This window comes from Peribacillus sp. YIM B13481 (assembly GCF_042787985.1).
GTDB lineage: Bacteria > Bacillota > Bacilli > Bacillales > DSM-1321 > Peribacillus > Peribacillus simplex_A.
Genome location: NZ_JBHZPE010000004.1, coordinates 135663 through 151904 on the forward strand (window position 1 = coordinate 135663; position 16242 = coordinate 151904).

The 16242-nt window shown below is 40.3% G+C and carries 14 protein-coding genes; 3 read left to right on the forward strand and 11 right to left on the reverse strand.

Annotated elements, in window-relative coordinates; all coding sequences use genetic code 11:
• Positions 1-122: 122 nt before the first annotated feature.
• Positions 123-1007 (reverse strand): N-acetylmuramic acid 6-phosphate etherase, encoded by an 885-nt coding sequence (gene murQ / locus ACFX4X_RS04820; protein ID WP_284470393.1) that lies wholly within the window; start codon positions 1005-1007, stop codon positions 123-125.
• 321 nt (positions 1008-1328) lie between these two features.
• On the opposite strand from murQ, the gene ACFX4X_RS04825 reads away from it, so the two are divergent.
• Together ACFX4X_RS04825 and anmK are read left to right on the forward strand one after the other, a co-directional pair.
• The gene (locus tag ACFX4X_RS04825) at positions 1329-2939 is read left to right on the forward strand and encodes a glycoside hydrolase family 10-like protein (protein WP_377382058.1); all 1611 of its coding nucleotides are present in this window, start codon (positions 1329-1331) and stop codon (positions 2937-2939) included.
• 159 nt (positions 2940-3098) lie between these two features.
• Positions 3099-4265 carry an anhydro-N-acetylmuramic acid kinase AnmK gene (gene anmK, locus ACFX4X_RS04830; RefSeq protein WP_289337404.1) on the forward strand — a complete coding sequence of 389 codons (1167 nt, stop codon included), beginning with the start codon at positions 3099-3101 and terminating at the stop codon, positions 4263-4265.
• 546 nt (positions 4266-4811) lie between these two features.
• Here anmK and ACFX4X_RS04835 read toward each other — a convergent pair.
• From ACFX4X_RS04835 to ACFX4X_RS04860, 6 genes are all read right to left on the reverse strand, one after another.
• Positions 4812-6305 carry an aldehyde dehydrogenase family protein gene (locus tag ACFX4X_RS04835; protein WP_377382061.1) on the reverse strand — a complete coding sequence of 498 codons (1494 nt, stop codon included), beginning with the start codon at positions 6303-6305 and terminating at the stop codon, positions 4812-4814.
• A 49-nt stretch (positions 6306-6354) separates the two neighbouring features.
• Entirely contained in the window at positions 6355-7320 is a 966-nt protein-coding gene (locus ACFX4X_RS04840) for a PDR/VanB family oxidoreductase (RefSeq protein WP_377382064.1), read from the reverse strand.
• 5 nt (positions 7321-7325) lie between these two features.
• Complete coding sequence (locus tag ACFX4X_RS04845) at positions 7326-7844, reverse strand: hypothetical protein (RefSeq protein WP_377382067.1); 519 nt, start codon at positions 7842-7844, stop codon at positions 7326-7328.
• 11 nt (positions 7845-7855) lie between these two features.
• The gene (locus ACFX4X_RS04850; RefSeq protein WP_377382070.1) at positions 7856-8845 is read right to left on the reverse strand and encodes a heme-dependent oxidative N-demethylase family protein; all 990 of its coding nucleotides are present in this window, start codon (positions 8843-8845) and stop codon (positions 7856-7858) included.
• Positions 8846-8892: 47 nt separating this feature from the next.
• The gene (locus tag ACFX4X_RS04855; RefSeq protein ID WP_377382072.1) at positions 8893-10305 is read right to left on the reverse strand and encodes a purine-cytosine permease family protein; all 1413 of its coding nucleotides are present in this window, start codon (positions 10303-10305) and stop codon (positions 8893-8895) included.
• An 87-nt stretch (positions 10306-10392) separates the two neighbouring features.
• Positions 10393-10596 carry a hypothetical protein gene (locus tag ACFX4X_RS04860; RefSeq protein ID WP_284470386.1) on the reverse strand — a complete coding sequence of 68 codons (204 nt, stop codon included), beginning with the start codon at positions 10594-10596 and terminating at the stop codon, positions 10393-10395.
• Positions 10597-10781: 185 nt separating this feature from the next.
• On the opposite strand from ACFX4X_RS04860, the gene ACFX4X_RS04865 reads away from it, so the two are divergent.
• Positions 10782-12614, forward strand: a complete 1833-nt coding sequence (locus tag ACFX4X_RS04865; RefSeq protein ID WP_284470385.1) for a sigma 54-interacting transcriptional regulator — start codon at positions 10782-10784, stop codon at positions 12612-12614.
• Between the two features lie 233 nt (positions 12615-12847).
• Here ACFX4X_RS04865 and ACFX4X_RS04870 read toward each other — a convergent pair whose 3' ends face one another.
• From ACFX4X_RS04870 to ACFX4X_RS04885, 4 genes are all read right to left on the reverse strand, one after another.
• Positions 12848-13186: a VOC family protein gene (locus ACFX4X_RS04870; protein ID WP_061463771.1), complete on the reverse strand. Its 339-nt coding sequence runs from the start codon at positions 13184-13186 to the stop codon at positions 12848-12850.
• 162 nt (positions 13187-13348) lie between these two features.
• Positions 13349-13705 carry an SRPBCC family protein gene (locus ACFX4X_RS04875; RefSeq protein ID WP_377382077.1) on the reverse strand — a complete coding sequence of 119 codons (357 nt, stop codon included), beginning with the start codon at positions 13703-13705 and terminating at the stop codon, positions 13349-13351.
• Positions 13706-13878: 173 nt separating this feature from the next.
• Positions 13879-15294, reverse strand: coding sequence for an amino acid permease (locus tag ACFX4X_RS04880; protein ID WP_377382079.1), 1416 nt, complete (start codon positions 15292-15294; stop codon positions 13879-13881).
• A 51-nt stretch (positions 15295-15345) separates the two neighbouring features.
• Positions 15346-16107, reverse strand: coding sequence for a dimethylarginine dimethylaminohydrolase family protein (locus tag ACFX4X_RS04885; protein ID WP_377382082.1), 762 nt, complete (start codon positions 16105-16107; stop codon positions 15346-15348).
• Between the last annotated feature and the right edge of the window lie 135 nt (positions 16108-16242).

Below are 16242 nucleotides of genomic sequence, written 5' to 3' on the forward strand. Positions count from 1 at the left end.
CTGTGGGGTCTCACCTGTCCCGCTGCTCCCGCAGGAGTCTCGCACTTCCGCTCCAATCAACCTTATATAGTTTCGTTTTAAAAACAACAATCTTTACGAAAAGAGCCTTTTTATTAAAGGCATTAAATCGTTTTTCTTATGAATCCTTGTGCCTTCACTAAACGATTTGAGGCTTCTTCATACGATACATTCGTTAAAATCATGACAATTGCAATTTTGGGCTGGGCATGTGCCTTTTCTAAAAATTCATCTGCAATTTCATAGCTACAGTCAGTAGCATCCATGATAATGCGTTTTGCGCGTTCAACTAGCTTTTCATTAGTTAACTGTAAATCTACCATTAAATTGCCATAAACTTTACCCACTCCAACCATTGAGGCGGTGGAAAGCATATTGCATACTAACTTTTGCGATGTTCCAGCTTTTAAACGTGTAGAACCCGTCAGGACTTCAGGCCCGTTTACAACTTCAATCGCAACTTTTGCAATCTTACCTATCTCAGAACCTTTGTTACAGCTTATCGACACAGTTCCTGCACCAACTTGATTAGCATATTCCAAGCCAGCAATAACATATGGAGTGCGTCCACTAGCCGCAATGCCCACTACGACGTCCCTGTTTGTTAATTCGATTTTCTTCAAATCTTCAGGACCTAATTCAAAACTGTCTTCAGCACCTTCAACTGCCTTAATGAAAGCCTTTTCCCCACCAGCTATAATACCCACTACTTCACTCGGATCGGTATTGAATGTCGGTGGACATTCTACTGCATCCAATAAACCGATGCGCCCGCTTGTTCCTGCACCCATGTAAATTAATCTGCCGTTTTTATTCATGGCTTCGACGATCATCTCCACGGCTTTAGAAATTTGCGGAAGTTCTTTTTTCACACAATGGGCAACTTTAATGTCTTCTTCGTTCATTACCTCTAAAAATTCAAGTGTTCCCATTTCATCCAAACTCATGGTCTTTTCATTACGGCGCTCTGTCGTTAAATGCTCTAGCATACATATCATCCTTTTTTATTTCAGTGGTGAAAGTGGTGAAACTTTTTTAGCTATAGAGAATATATCATTATTAAAAATTAATTTCAATATTGTGTATACATTTTTAAAAATTAATTTTAGAATAAACGTAAGATACATAAAATAATTTTAACTTTCTACTAAAAATGTAAACCGCTATTTTCATGAACCAAACCTATGATCCTTTTATTGATTAGACATTAATTCTATTCAGATAGGTGACAAATTCATATATTCATTATTTGTTAACGCTTACAAATAATTAAATATAAATATTAGTAATGAAATGAGGTTGTACTATTGATGAATGAAAGAATTACAAAGACAAGATTTGGTTCACTGGCGCTAGCCGCTTTGGTGGGAGGATCACTTCTCCTTCCATCCGATTTGATTGCACATGCAGAAACGGGGACTATCCCTCAGCAAACTACTTATGTAAAACAGGAACTGCGCGCAACTTGGATTGCAACTGTATTAAATATTGACTGGCCGTCCAAACCAGGTTTATCCATATCAGCACAGAAAGAAGAATTCATAAAATATTTGGATGAACAAAAAGCAATGGGGATGAATGCTATCGTTATGCAAATTAAACCAACTGCAGATGCTTTTTACCCTTCTGAATACGGTCTTTGGTCAAAATATTTAACAGGAGTCCAAGGAAAAGACCCTGGGTATGACCCTCTTGCATTCATGGTAGAGGCAGCACATGATCGTAATATGGAATTTCATGCCTGGTTTAATCCATATCGCATTACTATGCCTTTAGGTAAGACAGCTGAATTATCGGATATTGATAATCTTCCAGAATCTCATCCTGCTAGAAAGCACCCGAATTGGGTCATACCATATGGACAACAGTTGTACTTTGACCCAGGCATTCCTGGCGTACAACGGTTTGTGATCGATGGAATAATGGAAGTTGTTAAAAATTATGATATTGATGCAGTCCATATGGACGATTATTTCTATCCTTACAAGATTGCAGGAGTACCTTTCCCAGATGAAATTTCCTATCAAAAATATGGAGCAGATAGATTTACAAATGTGGAGGATTGGCGAAGGGATAATGTAAATAACCTTGTTAAGAGTATAAATGAAGAAATCAAGGCAGAAAAATCATATGTGAAGTTTGGTATAAGTCCATTTGGAGTTTGGCGCAACAAAGCAGTTGATCCCACAGGATCTGACACTGCCGCTGGACAAACGAATTACGATGATTTATATGCGGATACCAGAACGTGGATCAATAATGAATACATTGATTACATTGCCCCTCAATTATATTGGAATATAGGATTGCCAGTAGCTGACTACGCCAAACTTCTTGATTGGTGGACAAAAGAAGTCGAGGGTAAAAATGTTCAACTCTATATTGGACAAGGAGACTATAAAATTAATACAGAGTCCAATGGTGTCCAAAACTGGTTCAATCCTGAAGAAATGCCAAACCAGTTAAAACTGAATCGAACATATAAGGAATTTGATGGAAGCATGCATTTCAGTGCCAAAGATTTACGGAAAAACCCCCTTGGGATAAAGAATCGCTTAAGCGAGGATATTTATAAGCATCCCGCATTGGTTCCTGCAATGCCTTGGATTGATGATCATGCCCCAAAGGCTCCAAAGGTGAGCAAGGCAACACAAGCTGGAGATGGAATACAATTTGAAATTCACGATCACAAGCAATCAGATGCATCCTATTATGCCATTTATCGTTTTGATGGGAAGAAAAAAGGAAATATAGATGACTCAACGAACTTACTTGCCACAGTGCATAAAGAAAATAAACGTCAATTGTTTAATGACCCCAGTGTAGAAAAAGGAAAGACTTACACATATGTTGTGACTGCCTTAGACCGAACCCACAATGAAAGTAAACAAACTAAACAGATTAATATAAACGTAAAATAATCTTCAATAAATAGCTTTACGGTTCAAGTGGCGCATGTCCAGTGAACAATGGACGTAAGATATATATTAAACAATATGTTAGAAATGGTCTTATCTTAGTATCATATACTGTTCATGCTAAATCAGGATTATAAAAGAATCGAAGTAGGTGGAATGATGATGTACATAGTTGGATTAATGTCCGGAACATCATTGGATGGAATTGATGCCGCACTTGTTCGGGTGGATAATAGTGGACTCGAGACTGAACTGGAAGTGATTGAGTTCATGACATGCCCCTTTCCAAAAGATATTGAAAAAGAAATTATGCAGTCTTTATCTGCGGACACATCCAATGTGCAGTTAATATGCAGTTTGAATTTTAAATTAGGAAAATTATTTGCCAATGCGGTGAAGGAAGTTTGTCATAAAGCTAGATTTCCAATTGATAAACTGGATCTTATAGGATCCCATGGCCAAACGATTTACCACCAGCCTTTAAAAGAACAAAATTATATACCCTCCACTTTGCAAATTGGGGAAGCTGCAGTAATTGCTCACGATACAAACACTCTTGTCATATCCGATTTTCGTACGATGGACATGGCTGCTGGTGGACAAGGAGCCCCTCTTGTTCCTTTTACCGAATACATTCTATATAGAAGTGAAGGGAAGGGAAGATTACTTCAAAACATAGGGGGCATTGGAAATGTAACCGTCTTACCGAAGCAAGCTTCGCTTAATGACATGTATGCTTTTGATACAGGGCCTGGGAATATGATCATTGATGAAGTATGCCGCCAATTGTTCAATATAAACTATGATGAAGCTGGTGACATAGCTAAACAAGGAAAAATTAATGACGAACTTTTATCTTATTGTATCAGTCATCCTTATATTATGACCCCTCCGCCAAAATCAACTGGCAGGGAATTGTTTGGCAAGCAATATGTAGTAAAACTATTAAAGATGTTTGAATCACTTCCTAGTCAAGATATTTTAGCAACTGTAACGATGTTTACAGCAAAGTCCATTGTGGAGAACTATCGAAAATTCATCTTTCCAAAGACCAATATTGAAGAAGTGATTATTGGCGGCGGTGGCAGCTACAACAAAACGTTATTAAATATGATTCAATCACTTCTTGGAAATTATATACAAGTCCTGACTCAAGAAGAGTTGGGATACTCTTCTGAAGCGAAAGAAGCGGTGGCCTTCGCTTTACTTGCAAATGAGACTTTCCATGGTAATACAAGTAACGTTCCCAAGGCTACCGGAGCTGACTTCGATGTCATCCTTGGCAACATGACCTTCCCTCCTTCACATCGAATTGGTAAGGAAACATAGTATATAATAAGTTAGATAAAAGCCTCCCTTCCCCTTAATAATGTCTTAGGCGGGTTTTTCATTTAATCGTCATAACTTTACTCGGTATGATAGCTATGGCCCCCCCGTCTAATGTTCTTAGGCATCACCTACTTCACTCAGACCGTAAGCCGATAAGTGGTGGGTAGTTCAACATACCAATGGTGTTTTATATGCTCAAATCCATTTTCTCAGTAATTATTAGCTTAAGAAACAACATCTTTACATTCCTTTTTAGGGCTATAAAAGTTTCTCGGCAGTATGAAAAAACCTAATCCGTATTTGGATTAGGTTTCAGGCTGTCGACAAAGTCGACAGCTGTTTTTTATAAAAAGTTTAGCAACAATATATTGTGTCCTTCTTTCAAATTTACAACTAAATATGCTAATTAAAAGATAAAAAACCCCCTTTTTCTCCAACAATTCTTTTGGAAAAGGGGTTTGTCTACACTCTGAAACCTAATCCGTATTTGGATTAGGTTTTTTAGTTTGATTAAAGAAAGCAGGTTGCTTCCTCTCTGATATATGATTAATTTGGGAACCAGCCGACCGGTTTTACATCGAGATTAATGTTGATTTGTTTAATTTCCTGGTATTCATCCAAGCCGTATTTTCCTAAACTGCGTCCGATTCCGCTCTGTTTGTAACCGCCCCATGGCGCCTCGACATATGTTGGATGATAATCATTTACCCAAGTGATGCCTGCCCGTACTTTCTTGATCACGCGCAATCCTTTTGCGCCATCGTTAGTGAAGACGCCGCCTGCAAGGCCGTAGTCAGTATCATTTGCAAGTTTAATAGCTTCTTCTTCATCTTTAAACTTTTGGATGACAACGACTGGACCGAAGATTTCCTCTTGTACGATGCGCATGTCAGGTGTTACATCGGTGAAGACAGTCGGTGGAATGAAGTATCCTTTGTCAAGGCCTTCATCAACAAGACGGTAACCGCCTGCTGCTAGTGTCGCACCTTCCTGTTTGCCAATTTCAATATAGTTCAAAATGCTATTCATCTGCGCTTTACTGACAATTGCCCCCATGTTGCTGTCTTCTGCAAGGCCAGGCCCTACTTTGATTTTGTTTGCGCGTTCCACATACTGTTTGACATATTCATCATAAATACTTTCTTCAACTAGAATGCGGCTACCTGATGAACATACTTGGCCGGCACCGAAGAAGATGCCAAATAATCCGTAATCGACGGCTGTTTCTAAATCTGCATCTGCAAAAACGATGTTAGGTGATTTACCGCCAAGCTCAAGGGAAATTTTCTTTAAGTTGCCCGCGGCCGCTTTCATGATAGAGCGGCCAACATCCGTACTTCCCGTAAATGAAACAATGTCAACGTCCTTGCTTTCTGCAATTGTTTGACCGACAACAGTGCCGCGGCCCATCACCATATTAGCCACACCTTTAGGGATGCCTACTTCCTCTAGGATTTCAAATAATTTCATTGCTGTTACAGGTGTCAATTCAGCCGGTTTATAAACAATGGTGTTACCTGCCGCAAGTGCCGGTGCGATTTTCCAGACACTCATTAAAAGAGGGAAATTCCAAGGTACAATTAAACCGGCTACACCTACTGGCTCACGAACAACCATCGCCTGCACGGGAGCGGGAACTTGGTAAGTTTCACCTTCTGGATGAAGGATTAAGCCAGCGTAGTAACGGAAACACGCCGCGGCATCAGCAATATCGAAACCCGCCTCTGCTTTAAGTTTCCCGTTGTCCATTGTTTCAAGAATCGTTAACTCTTCCGCACGTTCATCAATTTTATCCGCAATTTTATATAGGTAGGAAGCACGCTCCTGTGCTGTTAAGCCTGACCAGATTCCACTTTCGAAAGCTGCTTTCGCAACTGAGATTGCATTTTCTGTATCTTCCTTTGTGGCACGCGGAGCCCTTGCAATGACTTCCTGTGTTGCAGGATTAATTACCTTGATTACTTCATTTGAAGATGCAGACTGCCATTTACCGTTGATGTAATTTTTCAGTTCTATAACTGCCGTTTCTAAAATTGTCATGTTTTATGCCTCCGGTTTTCATTTTTTTTATTTAAACTATACGGTATCTTTAAAGTTTTAAGACAAGTCTGCCGTCCTTCGCACGTGAGCAGCATGTCAAGATTGACTTGCGTGTTTGACGGTTTTCTTCGCTAAGGAAGTTATCCCGGTGTACCACTTCACCTTCTGCAACATCTACCTCACAACTTCCGCACCCGCCTACTTTACAAGAATAAGGTGCATCAATTCCTTCCCTTAAAAGCGCATCAAGCAGAGTTTCACCTTCATGAACGTGAATGGACCGATCGCTATCTGTAAGGTCGACAATGAAAGGATCTTGAGGCCCATCATTTTTTGTCCCAAATAATTCGAAGTGAATCGCATGTTCCGGATAACCATATGAACTGGCAGCTTTTCGATACTCTTGTACCATCTCGAGAGGTCCGCAAAAGTATACATGTGTGCCAATGCGATGATCCATCATCGTCTCAGGCATCATTCTGTGTTTGTCTTCTGCCTGCGAAAAATAAAAGGTACATTGATCAGGATATTTGGCTTTTAACAAATCATAAAAAGCACATAACTCCGGTGTGCGTGCTGCATAATGGAGTTCGAAGGTTTGCCCTTCGGCAGCCATGTCTTCCATCATTGCCAGAAATGGGGTGATGCCGATTCCAGCTGCATAAAAGGCATGATGCTTTGCTCGAAAGCTGAGAGGGAAGTTGTTTTTAGGGAAACTGACTTCCAGCCTGGAATCTAACTGTACATGATCATGCCAGAAAGCGGAACCTCCACGTGACGCCCCATCTCGCCGAATGGAAATGGCATATTTTATACGGTCCCTTGGGTTGCTGATAAGGGAGTATTCTCTCTCGAATATCGTATCCCCGGCCGGCATGAATGTGGTCAAATGCGAACCGCCTGTAAAAGCAGGCAATGGTTTTCCATCAACTGGTATCAACTCGAATTGTTTTACGAATGGATTTTCTTGAATGATCTTGTTTACTTTCATTTGAATATTTCCTACTACCCGCATGAAGATCAGCTCCCTACTTCTTCTTTTCCGATTAGGATGAATGGGTAACCAATATAACCTTCCCTTACTATAGAATAAAAAGGTCCTATTTCAAGACTTGCACTGCAATGGTCACATTCTGCAATCTTTGCTTCTTCTTCGACTTCCGACACTTCAAAACATTTCATGCAATATACGTACCGCCGTTTAGGCCCGATAATCACCGTCTGTATCTCAGCTTCAGATAGGCCAGCTTCCACCCCGAGCGAGAAGATCATTACGGCATTGTTCCATGCAGCCGCAATATAAAATTGGGTGCCCATCTTCTGTGCCAAGATGAATCTCTTAATCTCCTCTTTATCTTCCATTCTATTAATGGAAAGACATTCAACAGGCACTGTTCCTGCGATTTCAGAAGTGAAACGTTTCGCCTTTTCATATCCAGCTTGATCAGAAATGATGACAAACTTTCTTCGTTCATTCCGAGGAGTAAATTGATTTACGATCGTAATGGATTTATCAAACAATACTGGACTATTGTACATGCCCTATCCTCCTACTTTTTGTTTAGATTCGCTTTTTGTTTTTCATCAATACGCTTCAAATATTCGACCGATTGCGGAAGAAAAGGGGCAATTCCTTTATATTCAGCCATAGGTTCCGGAATATCCTGCAGTACGCTATATGTCAGATCAAACCACTCCTGGCGCAATGTCAAATCCTCCAGTGGCAGGAACTGTGTATTCAATACGAAAAGAATGGCGTTGCTTCGCGGCATGTTATAAAATTTTTGTTCTTCAACACGCAAACGTACTAGTTTACCTGCATTTTCCGGTGTTATCTCAGAACGTTGCGGTCCCCAGACATCCATCGTTTCATAGTTGACATCCCAACGGTCCGCCATCAGGTTCCAGTTGATGCGTGTCCATGGCTTTCCAGGCTCAATGGATAATAAAAACTTACGAACGCGATCTGCCAGTTCATCGCCTTTCCGCGATACAAATGGAACGGGTGCATGGATCTCATCAAAGGACATGCCTTTATTCCAGTTAGCTGAGAAGAGTGCGGCGTATGAAACTTGCCCCACTTCCAAATAGAAATTACTATCGCGATGAACCATTAAAACAAAATCATTGTGGAAATGGCGGCCTATATAATCCAGCGGCTCATTTGGAAGCGTGGTGGCATCGCCATAAACGAAAGAATCGGATTCCCCGAAAATGTGGTTCTTGAAAGTCCAGTTATCTCCATCTTTAATGACCTCGAAATGCTCCGGATAGCGATCAGTTGCCATATCGATGAGCATTTCCAACACTTCCCATTGCATTTCCATTGTGTGTGAAAAAGATTGAAACCTTATATGCGGCTGTTCTTGAAGGAGACGACGCTTCGTTTCCACTTGGAGTCTGTATTCTGGTGTAACTTCAATACAGTTAATGTTTGAGAGTCTTTTCAAATCGTTTGAATAACGATAGTTACCTGAAGTGAATGGAAATGGGAATGTATCTAAATCAGTTGTTTTGAAATCTAAACTTTGTGTAAACATTGAACAATCTCCTCTCGTTCCCTAGTTTTTTTAAAGTGAGTTTTTATCTATTTAGCTTCCTTTAATTCAACGGATGGACGCTCCATGTCAACTTCAAAACGGAAAATGTATTTAGATGAAACATAGTAGGTGACTAAAGCGACAAAGTATGTTGGAATTCCGGCAGCTGTATGAAGGAAAAAGTCACTTGCTTCAAAAGTCAATGGATTATAGAGTGCCCAGTAAACGATCGTTCCAATGACCACCGTGAGAACGGCCGACGGGTTAATGCCTTTCCAATAAGTATAAGAGCCTTGTGTGTCATACAAATCCCTTATTGAAATGCGTTGGCGCTTTACAAAAAAGTAATCTGCAATGACAATGCCGCCAAGAACAGCCATAATAAAGGAAATGACAGCAATGAATGAACCAAATGCATCGTAGAACGTCGAGCTTAGAAGTAAGAATATAGCCGGTACGGTTGTTCCCATCGCAACCTTCCATGACTTTTTCGGGAATACAGTTTTAAAGCTGACAGCTTGTGAGTACATAAGGAAAATGGCTGCACCAACATTCCCAACCGAAAGTAAAATCAAGCCAATGAATCCGCCCCAACTTCCTGCGATGGAAAACATCCAGTCAGAAGGATTAAGTGAACCAGCGACTAATGCAGCAAGGGCCCCAACTAAAGCAGCGATACATACGATGATTCCATAGCTGTAGAATCCTGCTTTATATGCTCCTCCTTCTGTTTTAGATAAACGGCTGTATTGCCCAAGGTATGGAAGCCATGAGAAGCCGAGACCGATATTTAATTCCAGGGCTGTCGCGAATGAACGAGAATTCGATTCAAATGGCTCGGAAGGAAGTATATGAGCAACGTTAGTGAAACCCTGGCCAAACAAGACTATTGCAAGAAGGCCAAACATGAGAACCATAAATACCGGAACGGCTACTGCGGTATATTTTTGAATCGCTATCGGTCCCCTCACCGTTACAAGGAATGCACAGATGAAGAGTAAAATCGAGAAAAACGGCGCTCCAGTTGCTTGGCTTGAGAAAATGGCGGGCATCCCCATCCAATTAGCAGCCTCTGCTAAAGCCTGGCCGGACATGAAAAGCGCAATGGAAATGTAGCCGAGAGTCAGAATAAGAAAAACAAAGAAAAAGATATTGGATCCTAGATACCCCAGTGAACTTCGAAATCCTACAAAAGTATCTATGCCATACCGCGCAAAATAAAGGGTAGTGGGAACAATCAACAGCATAGGGAAGGCGTTACCGAATAAAATCGCTGCAAGTGACTGCTTCGCATCAAGCATTGTACCTGTGTATCCACCAGTTAACAGCCCAAAAGATGAGAGGCCAATAACAACCTGTACTAAAATTAAATCCCGAAGGTTAAAAATCCGATCACTTTTACTTGCCGGTAAAAAGCCAAAGGCCACATCCTTTGAAATGGAGGAATTCTCTTTACTCACTCGCTTCTCTCCCAACTATAAAATAATGATTGTATCGCTTGGAAACTAGACTGTATTTGTTTTGGGTGAGCTAAACAAAAAACTACTTTAGAAAAGTGTATAGACCAAGTAAGAGATGATTAAAATCATGAGAAAAATAGAACCTGTCGCATCCTTCCATTTCATTTTGTCGATTTTCACGGCATCTTCCTGTTCATACGCATTGATCCGCTCATTCAAATCTGAATATAGACTTTTAATAAAGGGATCTTCTGAATTGATATTCTGCTGAAACTGATTCTCTTTATTCAAAATTGCTTTTCCCTCCTTTGCATTAGTCCCTTCTCTTTACTTTATTGCAATAACCATGCCAACCAGAAACACTTTGCTAACAGGGGTTCCCAATAGGAAGAATATTCATTCTTGAAACTATTGAACAATTGTGAAATTTCTGTAATATAAAAACTAGGAAGTTAAATGAAAGGCAGGTAAACATAATGGATCACTTCACCTCTGCACTCTTGTCTATTTACGATCAGCTTATTGTGACAGATAAAAATGGCACAATACTGAAATCAACCGGAACAGGGAATTCCTTATTTCATACAGTCAAATCCGCTAATGTCGGCGGTTCCATCAAGGATGTTGAACAAGATTTATTTTCTACAAGCTTGGCAGAAGAGGTAATGGGCAAAAATGAAAAAAGATCTTTCATGCAGTCCTCATGGCAGGGTCCGGAGATGCTGATGACGGCATACCCGATTGAATCTGGCGAATGGGTCTGGGCCTACAAAGAAATTAAAGACTCTTATCCAGATGCATCAAGGACTCAATCGGGACCCTTCTTGGAATCGAAGAAGCCATCTTTTCCATTTGTGATCCGCAGTAAACCTATGCTTGAAGTTCTGCATAAAATGCAAATGGTTTGTGATGTCAGCGCAACTGTACTTTTATTGGGGGAATCCGGTGTAGGAAAGGAAATAGCCGCCAGGGCCATACATAATATGGGTAACAGAAGGGACTTTCCATTTATACCTGTCAATTGCGGGGCCATCCCGGAAAACTTGATTGAAAGCGAACTGTTTGGCTACGTAGAGGGGGCTTTTACCAGCGCCAGGAAAGACGGAGCCAAAGGAAAATTCACACTGGCCCATAAGGGTATCTTATTCTTGGATGAAGTGGGCGAGTTACCTCTTAACGTACAGGTAAAACTGCTTCGCGTCCTTCAGGAACGCGTTGTTACACCAATTGGAAGTACGACCTCACACCCTGTTGATATTCAAGTGATTGCCGCAACAAATAAATCGCTCGAAAAAATGGTGAAAAAAGGTGAATTTCGAGAAGACTTATATTATCGTCTTCATGTCGTACCTATCCACCTTCCGCCGCTTAGGAATCGTGTAGATGAAATACCTCATCTAGTTCAATTTTTTTTACAAAAGTACAATACACTGTACAAACGAAAGGTAGCTTTCGCCCCGGATGCAATCGACTTACTATGTATCTATCAATGGCCCGGTAACGTGCGCGAACTTGAAAATACAGTTGAGAGGCTTGTGGTTACAAGTGGAATGCCGGAAGTGGATGTTGCTTTGGTTAAAGAGGTCCTTCCTTTTAAAGGGCCCAAACCCACTTCAATACCTGTTATCGATTTTCTGATGCCATTGCAAGAAGCAGTCGACCTTGTGGAGGAACAATTGATCAACATGGCAATGGAACAATACAAATCATTAAAACTAGCGGCAAAGGTATTGGAAGTCAGTCAGCCGACGATGAGCAGGAAATATAAAAAATTACGTAATAAAATTGAAGAAGCAAGCTTTTCACCAGTGAATAAACGGGCCATTTTAGAAGAACAAATAAATCAACGGCTTCGTTCCGTTGCCGCTGTAACCGCAGCTATCATTCCAGCTGAAGAGGTTATCAGTCTACAAAAAAATATGAACCGGCAAACTTCCTATTCCCAGAAATTAAAACAAAAACTTACCATGATTCAAGAAAAGGAAGGCGTAATTGAATGGGTCTTTATATTTATCATGACGGAGGATGGACGTCTGATTCACCTCGTTGCAGACAAAGGCTTTGTCATTGAACCGGGGGAAGAATATATTGGTCCCCCGGAGATGGTTAATGTCGCTTACCAGGCTTTTAATGGTAAAGCGGGTGTTACTCCCATATACGAAGACAGATACGGTGAGTGGAAAACAAGCTTTGCGCCAATTATTGATGATGACGGCAATATCGTTGCTATTGTTGGATGTGATTACAGTAAAGCCTATTTCAATTCGGAAATGCAACGTCTCCGTAAGCAGCTTAATATACATGTTTGATTTCAGGATGCAGCCATACATTATCAAACCGGTTGGTGACTAGGGTAAAAAAAAGAAAAGCTGATGTCATGAGCCGTCTTGAACGGGCTTTTGCAGTCAGCTTTTTCATACATGAATGTCATAAAGGATTTAAAATGGCATTAACGCCAGCCAATTTCTAGCCCCAACTGATTTTTCCATATTGACCACGCTTATGTAGGGAATATTAAATCCTGTTCTTTCCAGGTAAGTCGTTAACACAGTACTTCAACGTTAAATCCTCCAGGCGCTTCTACATAGAAAGTATATCCGTGTAAGTGTTTTGGAGGTTTTACCATGAATCCATCATCTTTCAATCGCTGATTGATCCTGTTAACTTGTTCTTCATTTTCTTGTATGAATCCAACATGAAAGGTCTTGGGGTATTGTACATCGCTTCCTTTCATTAGTGTCAATATGGATCCATCATCATCTCTCATTGCGGCAAACCCATCTCCACGACTTCCTGCACATGTCAATCCAAAGTACCTTTCTAAAAACTCCCTTGATGCTGCAACATCATTAACTGTTAAATTTATGTGATTGATTTTCATTCTTTCCCCCCTACTTTATTATATTCTTTTCCGTCACGCAGTAAAAAAAGTTAATTTTCCACATGCTTCACTGCCCTTAGTAAGAAAAAGCTATCCTGCTTAAGTAAGAATCGCATTTCTTATATGACCGAAGTTGTTAAATAGCACCTTATACTTGTTACCCTATCTGCTGAAGCTTTTCAAGAAGGCTTCTTCACCTGCAAACATGTCCGTGTAGACAATCTTCTCCGGTACGATTATTTCTTGATAAACAGCTTTCCCCCAAGATTCTTGGCCATAAAATTCACCTTGTTTTTCATCTGTGCATCGCATGCAATAATGCCTTACGCCGTCAGGCTTAAAATTAAACTCCCGATTTTCCGTTTGCCACCCACTCGGTCCCCACCAGCTAGCCAATCGCTCAGAATTCGAAAACGCTTTAAAAACAAGGTCCCGCGGCCCGTCAAATATACCTTCCATGACGAGATCCCGCCCCTCTAAGCTCGTTGTGATGTTGTTAGTCACTTTGTTATCTGGCATTCCTCCTTCTGCTTTTTTATTAAGATATTCCTTCTACTTCGTCACAATGTAAGTATTTTCCTTCCGATTCAGTAATAATCATCCAAGTGACCGCAACTAAAAAATAAAAAGGTCAACCAGTAAAATAAACTGGCTAACCTTTTAATACGAACGGGCAATCTTATAGAACTTTATTACAATATTTTTTCATTTTCAAAGTTAGTGTTTGACTCTACTTTCTTAGCCAATTTAAATTTATAGAATAATATACAGGCTACCAAAAATCCTATTCCATAAATCAGTCCAACTCGTTGAGTAGGATCAAAGGCAAGGAATACTAGAATCAGCAAGCAAAAGCCTAGACAAAATAATGGGACAAATGGATAAAAAGGCACTTTGTATTGTAATTCTTCCATTTTCCCACCTGCTTTTATAAATTTCCTTCGAAACATGTATTGCGATAAAGCAATTCCCATCCATGAGATTGTGACGGATATCCCCGCGATTGACATGAGTATCACGAACACGGTATCAGCAGCAATGAAACTGGTTAATAACGATAGAAGTGAAAAAGAAATGGTAAATAGAAGGGCATTCAATGGCACTTTCCTATTGGACAAAACACCAAATATCTTAGGTGCCATTCCATCTTGGGCCATCGACCAAAGCAAGCGTGTAGATGCATAAAGACATGAATTCCCCACAGAAAGAATAGCCGTTAAAATAATGAAATTCATGATGCCTGCTGCATAAGGAACCCCCGCTATCTTCATCAAAGTTACAAAGGGACTTTCCAATAAGCCTAATTCAGAAGAAGGGAATATGGCAGAAAGGATAATAATGGACGCAATGTAAAAAACAATGATTCTAAAAAGTACATTTCGAATGGCTTTAGGTATGTTCTCTTCAGGTTTTTCACTTTCCCCTGCTGCTATTCCTATCAGTTCAGAGCCTTGATAAGAAAAAATTACATTCATCATTGTCACAAAGATAATTGTAATGCCCCCTGCTGGGAAAAGACCAGAAGGAGCTAGATTCTCAAAGAATGGGGTTGGACGATCAGATAAAGAGACAAAACCAAAGATGCCAGCGATGCCAATCACGATAAACAAAATTACTGCAACGATTTTTATTCCGGCAAACCAATATTCCGCCTCTGCAAAACCTCTTGTCGTTAATGCATTCAATGTAAATAAAAGCACAATGAACACAGCACACCAAATCCAGGTGGGACTATGGGGGAACCATTGTTTCATCAATATTCCTGCTGCCGTAAACTCAACTCCTGCAGTTGCGGCTGAACCGACGAAATACATCCATCCTAGCGAAAAACCAGCGGAAGGCCCAATATATTCGGCAGCATATTTTTGGAATGAACCTGTTACCGGCATATGAACGGCTAGCTCGCCAAGACAGACCATCACCATATACAAAATAAGACCGCCGGCAAGATAACCAAGCAGGGCCCCTCCGGCCCCCGCTTGGTTAATTGTATATCCAGCATTTAAAAAAAGCCCTGTACCAATAACGCCGCCAAGCGAGAGCATAAATAAATGGCGTCTTTTCATTGAGCGTTGCAGCTGATCATTATTTTCCAGTCCATACCCCATAAAATCACGTCCTTATCTTATCTATTAGCCTAGTTCTTCTCGCTAACCATCTTAGAACCTCAATGAGAGACAACTAAGGCCGCCATCTTGTTTTTGAAATTCTGACATTTCCACTTCAATCACTGTGTATCCCAACTCTTCAATTTTTTTCTTTGTTCCTTCAAATCCTTTCGGGACAATAACGCAGTCGTTCATTCGGACGCAGTTACCCGAATATCCTTCTTCCTGTTTTACGGTTATTTGATTGAAGCCAGAAAAAGCCTCGTGATTAATGAATTCTCCAGCCACTAATAAATTATTGTCTCCAAGGTAATTGACACCCGTTTTTAAATGAAAGAATTCCTTAAGGGGAATGATGGACGTATCATAACCATACTTACCCATAATATCTTTGAATTGCAGAGCACCTGCTTCATTTGTTCTAGTTGATAGGCCAACATAGAAGTGATCTTCAACTTGCATGATATCTCCGCCATCTAACATACCTGGAGATTGAATATATTCGATTGTGTCATAAAAGTCCTTTAAAACTTCTTTCATTTCATCAATCTCACCATTCCGGCTTTCTGCACCAGGATTGGTTACAAGGGCACATTTTGGCGTCAACACGGCAGTATCTTCTACAAACGTAGAATCAGGGTATCTTTCATCCGTTTCGAGAACGGTTACTTTCACACCGCAGCGTTTTAATGCTTCTACATAAGCCTCGTGCTGTACAAGCGCTTTTTCATAATCCGGGTTTCCTAAATCCGATGTTGTTAAGCCATTTACAAAGCTTTTTCCAATCTTCCTTACAATCGCGTGTTTAAACATATATATTCCTCCTAAATAGGTAGCTTATCTTTTTAAAATGTGGGAAATTAATAGTTTCAACTCCCCTGCTTTAAATGAAATTTCTGTTCCCTTTTACTGTTCAATATTCCTGAAGCGTATCCCTTAAGAAATATA

What these genes read in the sequence shown, in the direction of transcription:
- ACFX4X_RS04865 (WP_284470385.1), top strand. Translation starts at nt 10,782, where the DNA reads ATGGATCACTTCACCTCTGCACTCTTGTCTATTTACGATCAGCTTATT.
- ACFX4X_RS04870 (WP_061463771.1), bottom strand. Translation starts at nt 13,186, where the DNA reads ATGAAAATCAATCACATAAATTTAACAGTTAATGATGTTGCAGCATCA.
- ACFX4X_RS04850 (WP_377382070.1), bottom strand. Translation starts at nt 8,845, where the DNA reads ATGTTTACACAAAGTTTAGATTTCAAAACAACTGATTTAGATACATTC.
- ACFX4X_RS04875 (WP_377382077.1), bottom strand. Translation starts at nt 13,705, where the DNA reads ATGCCAGATAACAAAGTGACTAACAACATCACAACGAGCTTAGAGGGG.
- anmK (WP_289337404.1), top strand. Translation starts at nt 3,099, where the DNA reads ATGTACATAGTTGGATTAATGTCCGGAACATCATTGGATGGAATTGAT.
- ACFX4X_RS04835 (WP_377382061.1), bottom strand. Translation starts at nt 6,305, where the DNA reads ATGACAATTTTAGAAACGGCAGTTATAGAACTGAAAAATTACATCAAC.
- ACFX4X_RS04825 (WP_377382058.1), top strand. Translation starts at nt 1,329, where the DNA reads ATGAATGAAAGAATTACAAAGACAAGATTTGGTTCACTGGCGCTAGCC.
- ACFX4X_RS04885 (WP_377382082.1), bottom strand. Translation starts at nt 16,107, where the DNA reads ATGTTTAAACACGCGATTGTAAGGAAGATTGGAAAAAGCTTTGTAAAT.
- murQ (WP_284470393.1), bottom strand. Translation starts at nt 1,007, where the DNA reads ATGCTAGAGCATTTAACGACAGAGCGCCGTAATGAAAAGACCATGAGT.
- ACFX4X_RS04845 (WP_377382067.1), bottom strand. Translation starts at nt 7,844, where the DNA reads ATGTACAATAGTCCAGTATTGTTTGATAAATCCATTACGATCGTAAAT.
- ACFX4X_RS04880 (WP_377382079.1), bottom strand. Translation starts at nt 15,294, where the DNA reads ATGGGGTATGGACTGGAAAATAATGATCAGCTGCAACGCTCAATGAAA.
- ACFX4X_RS04840 (WP_377382064.1), bottom strand. Translation starts at nt 7,320, where the DNA reads ATGCGGGTAGTAGGAAATATTCAAATGAAAGTAAACAAGATCATTCAA.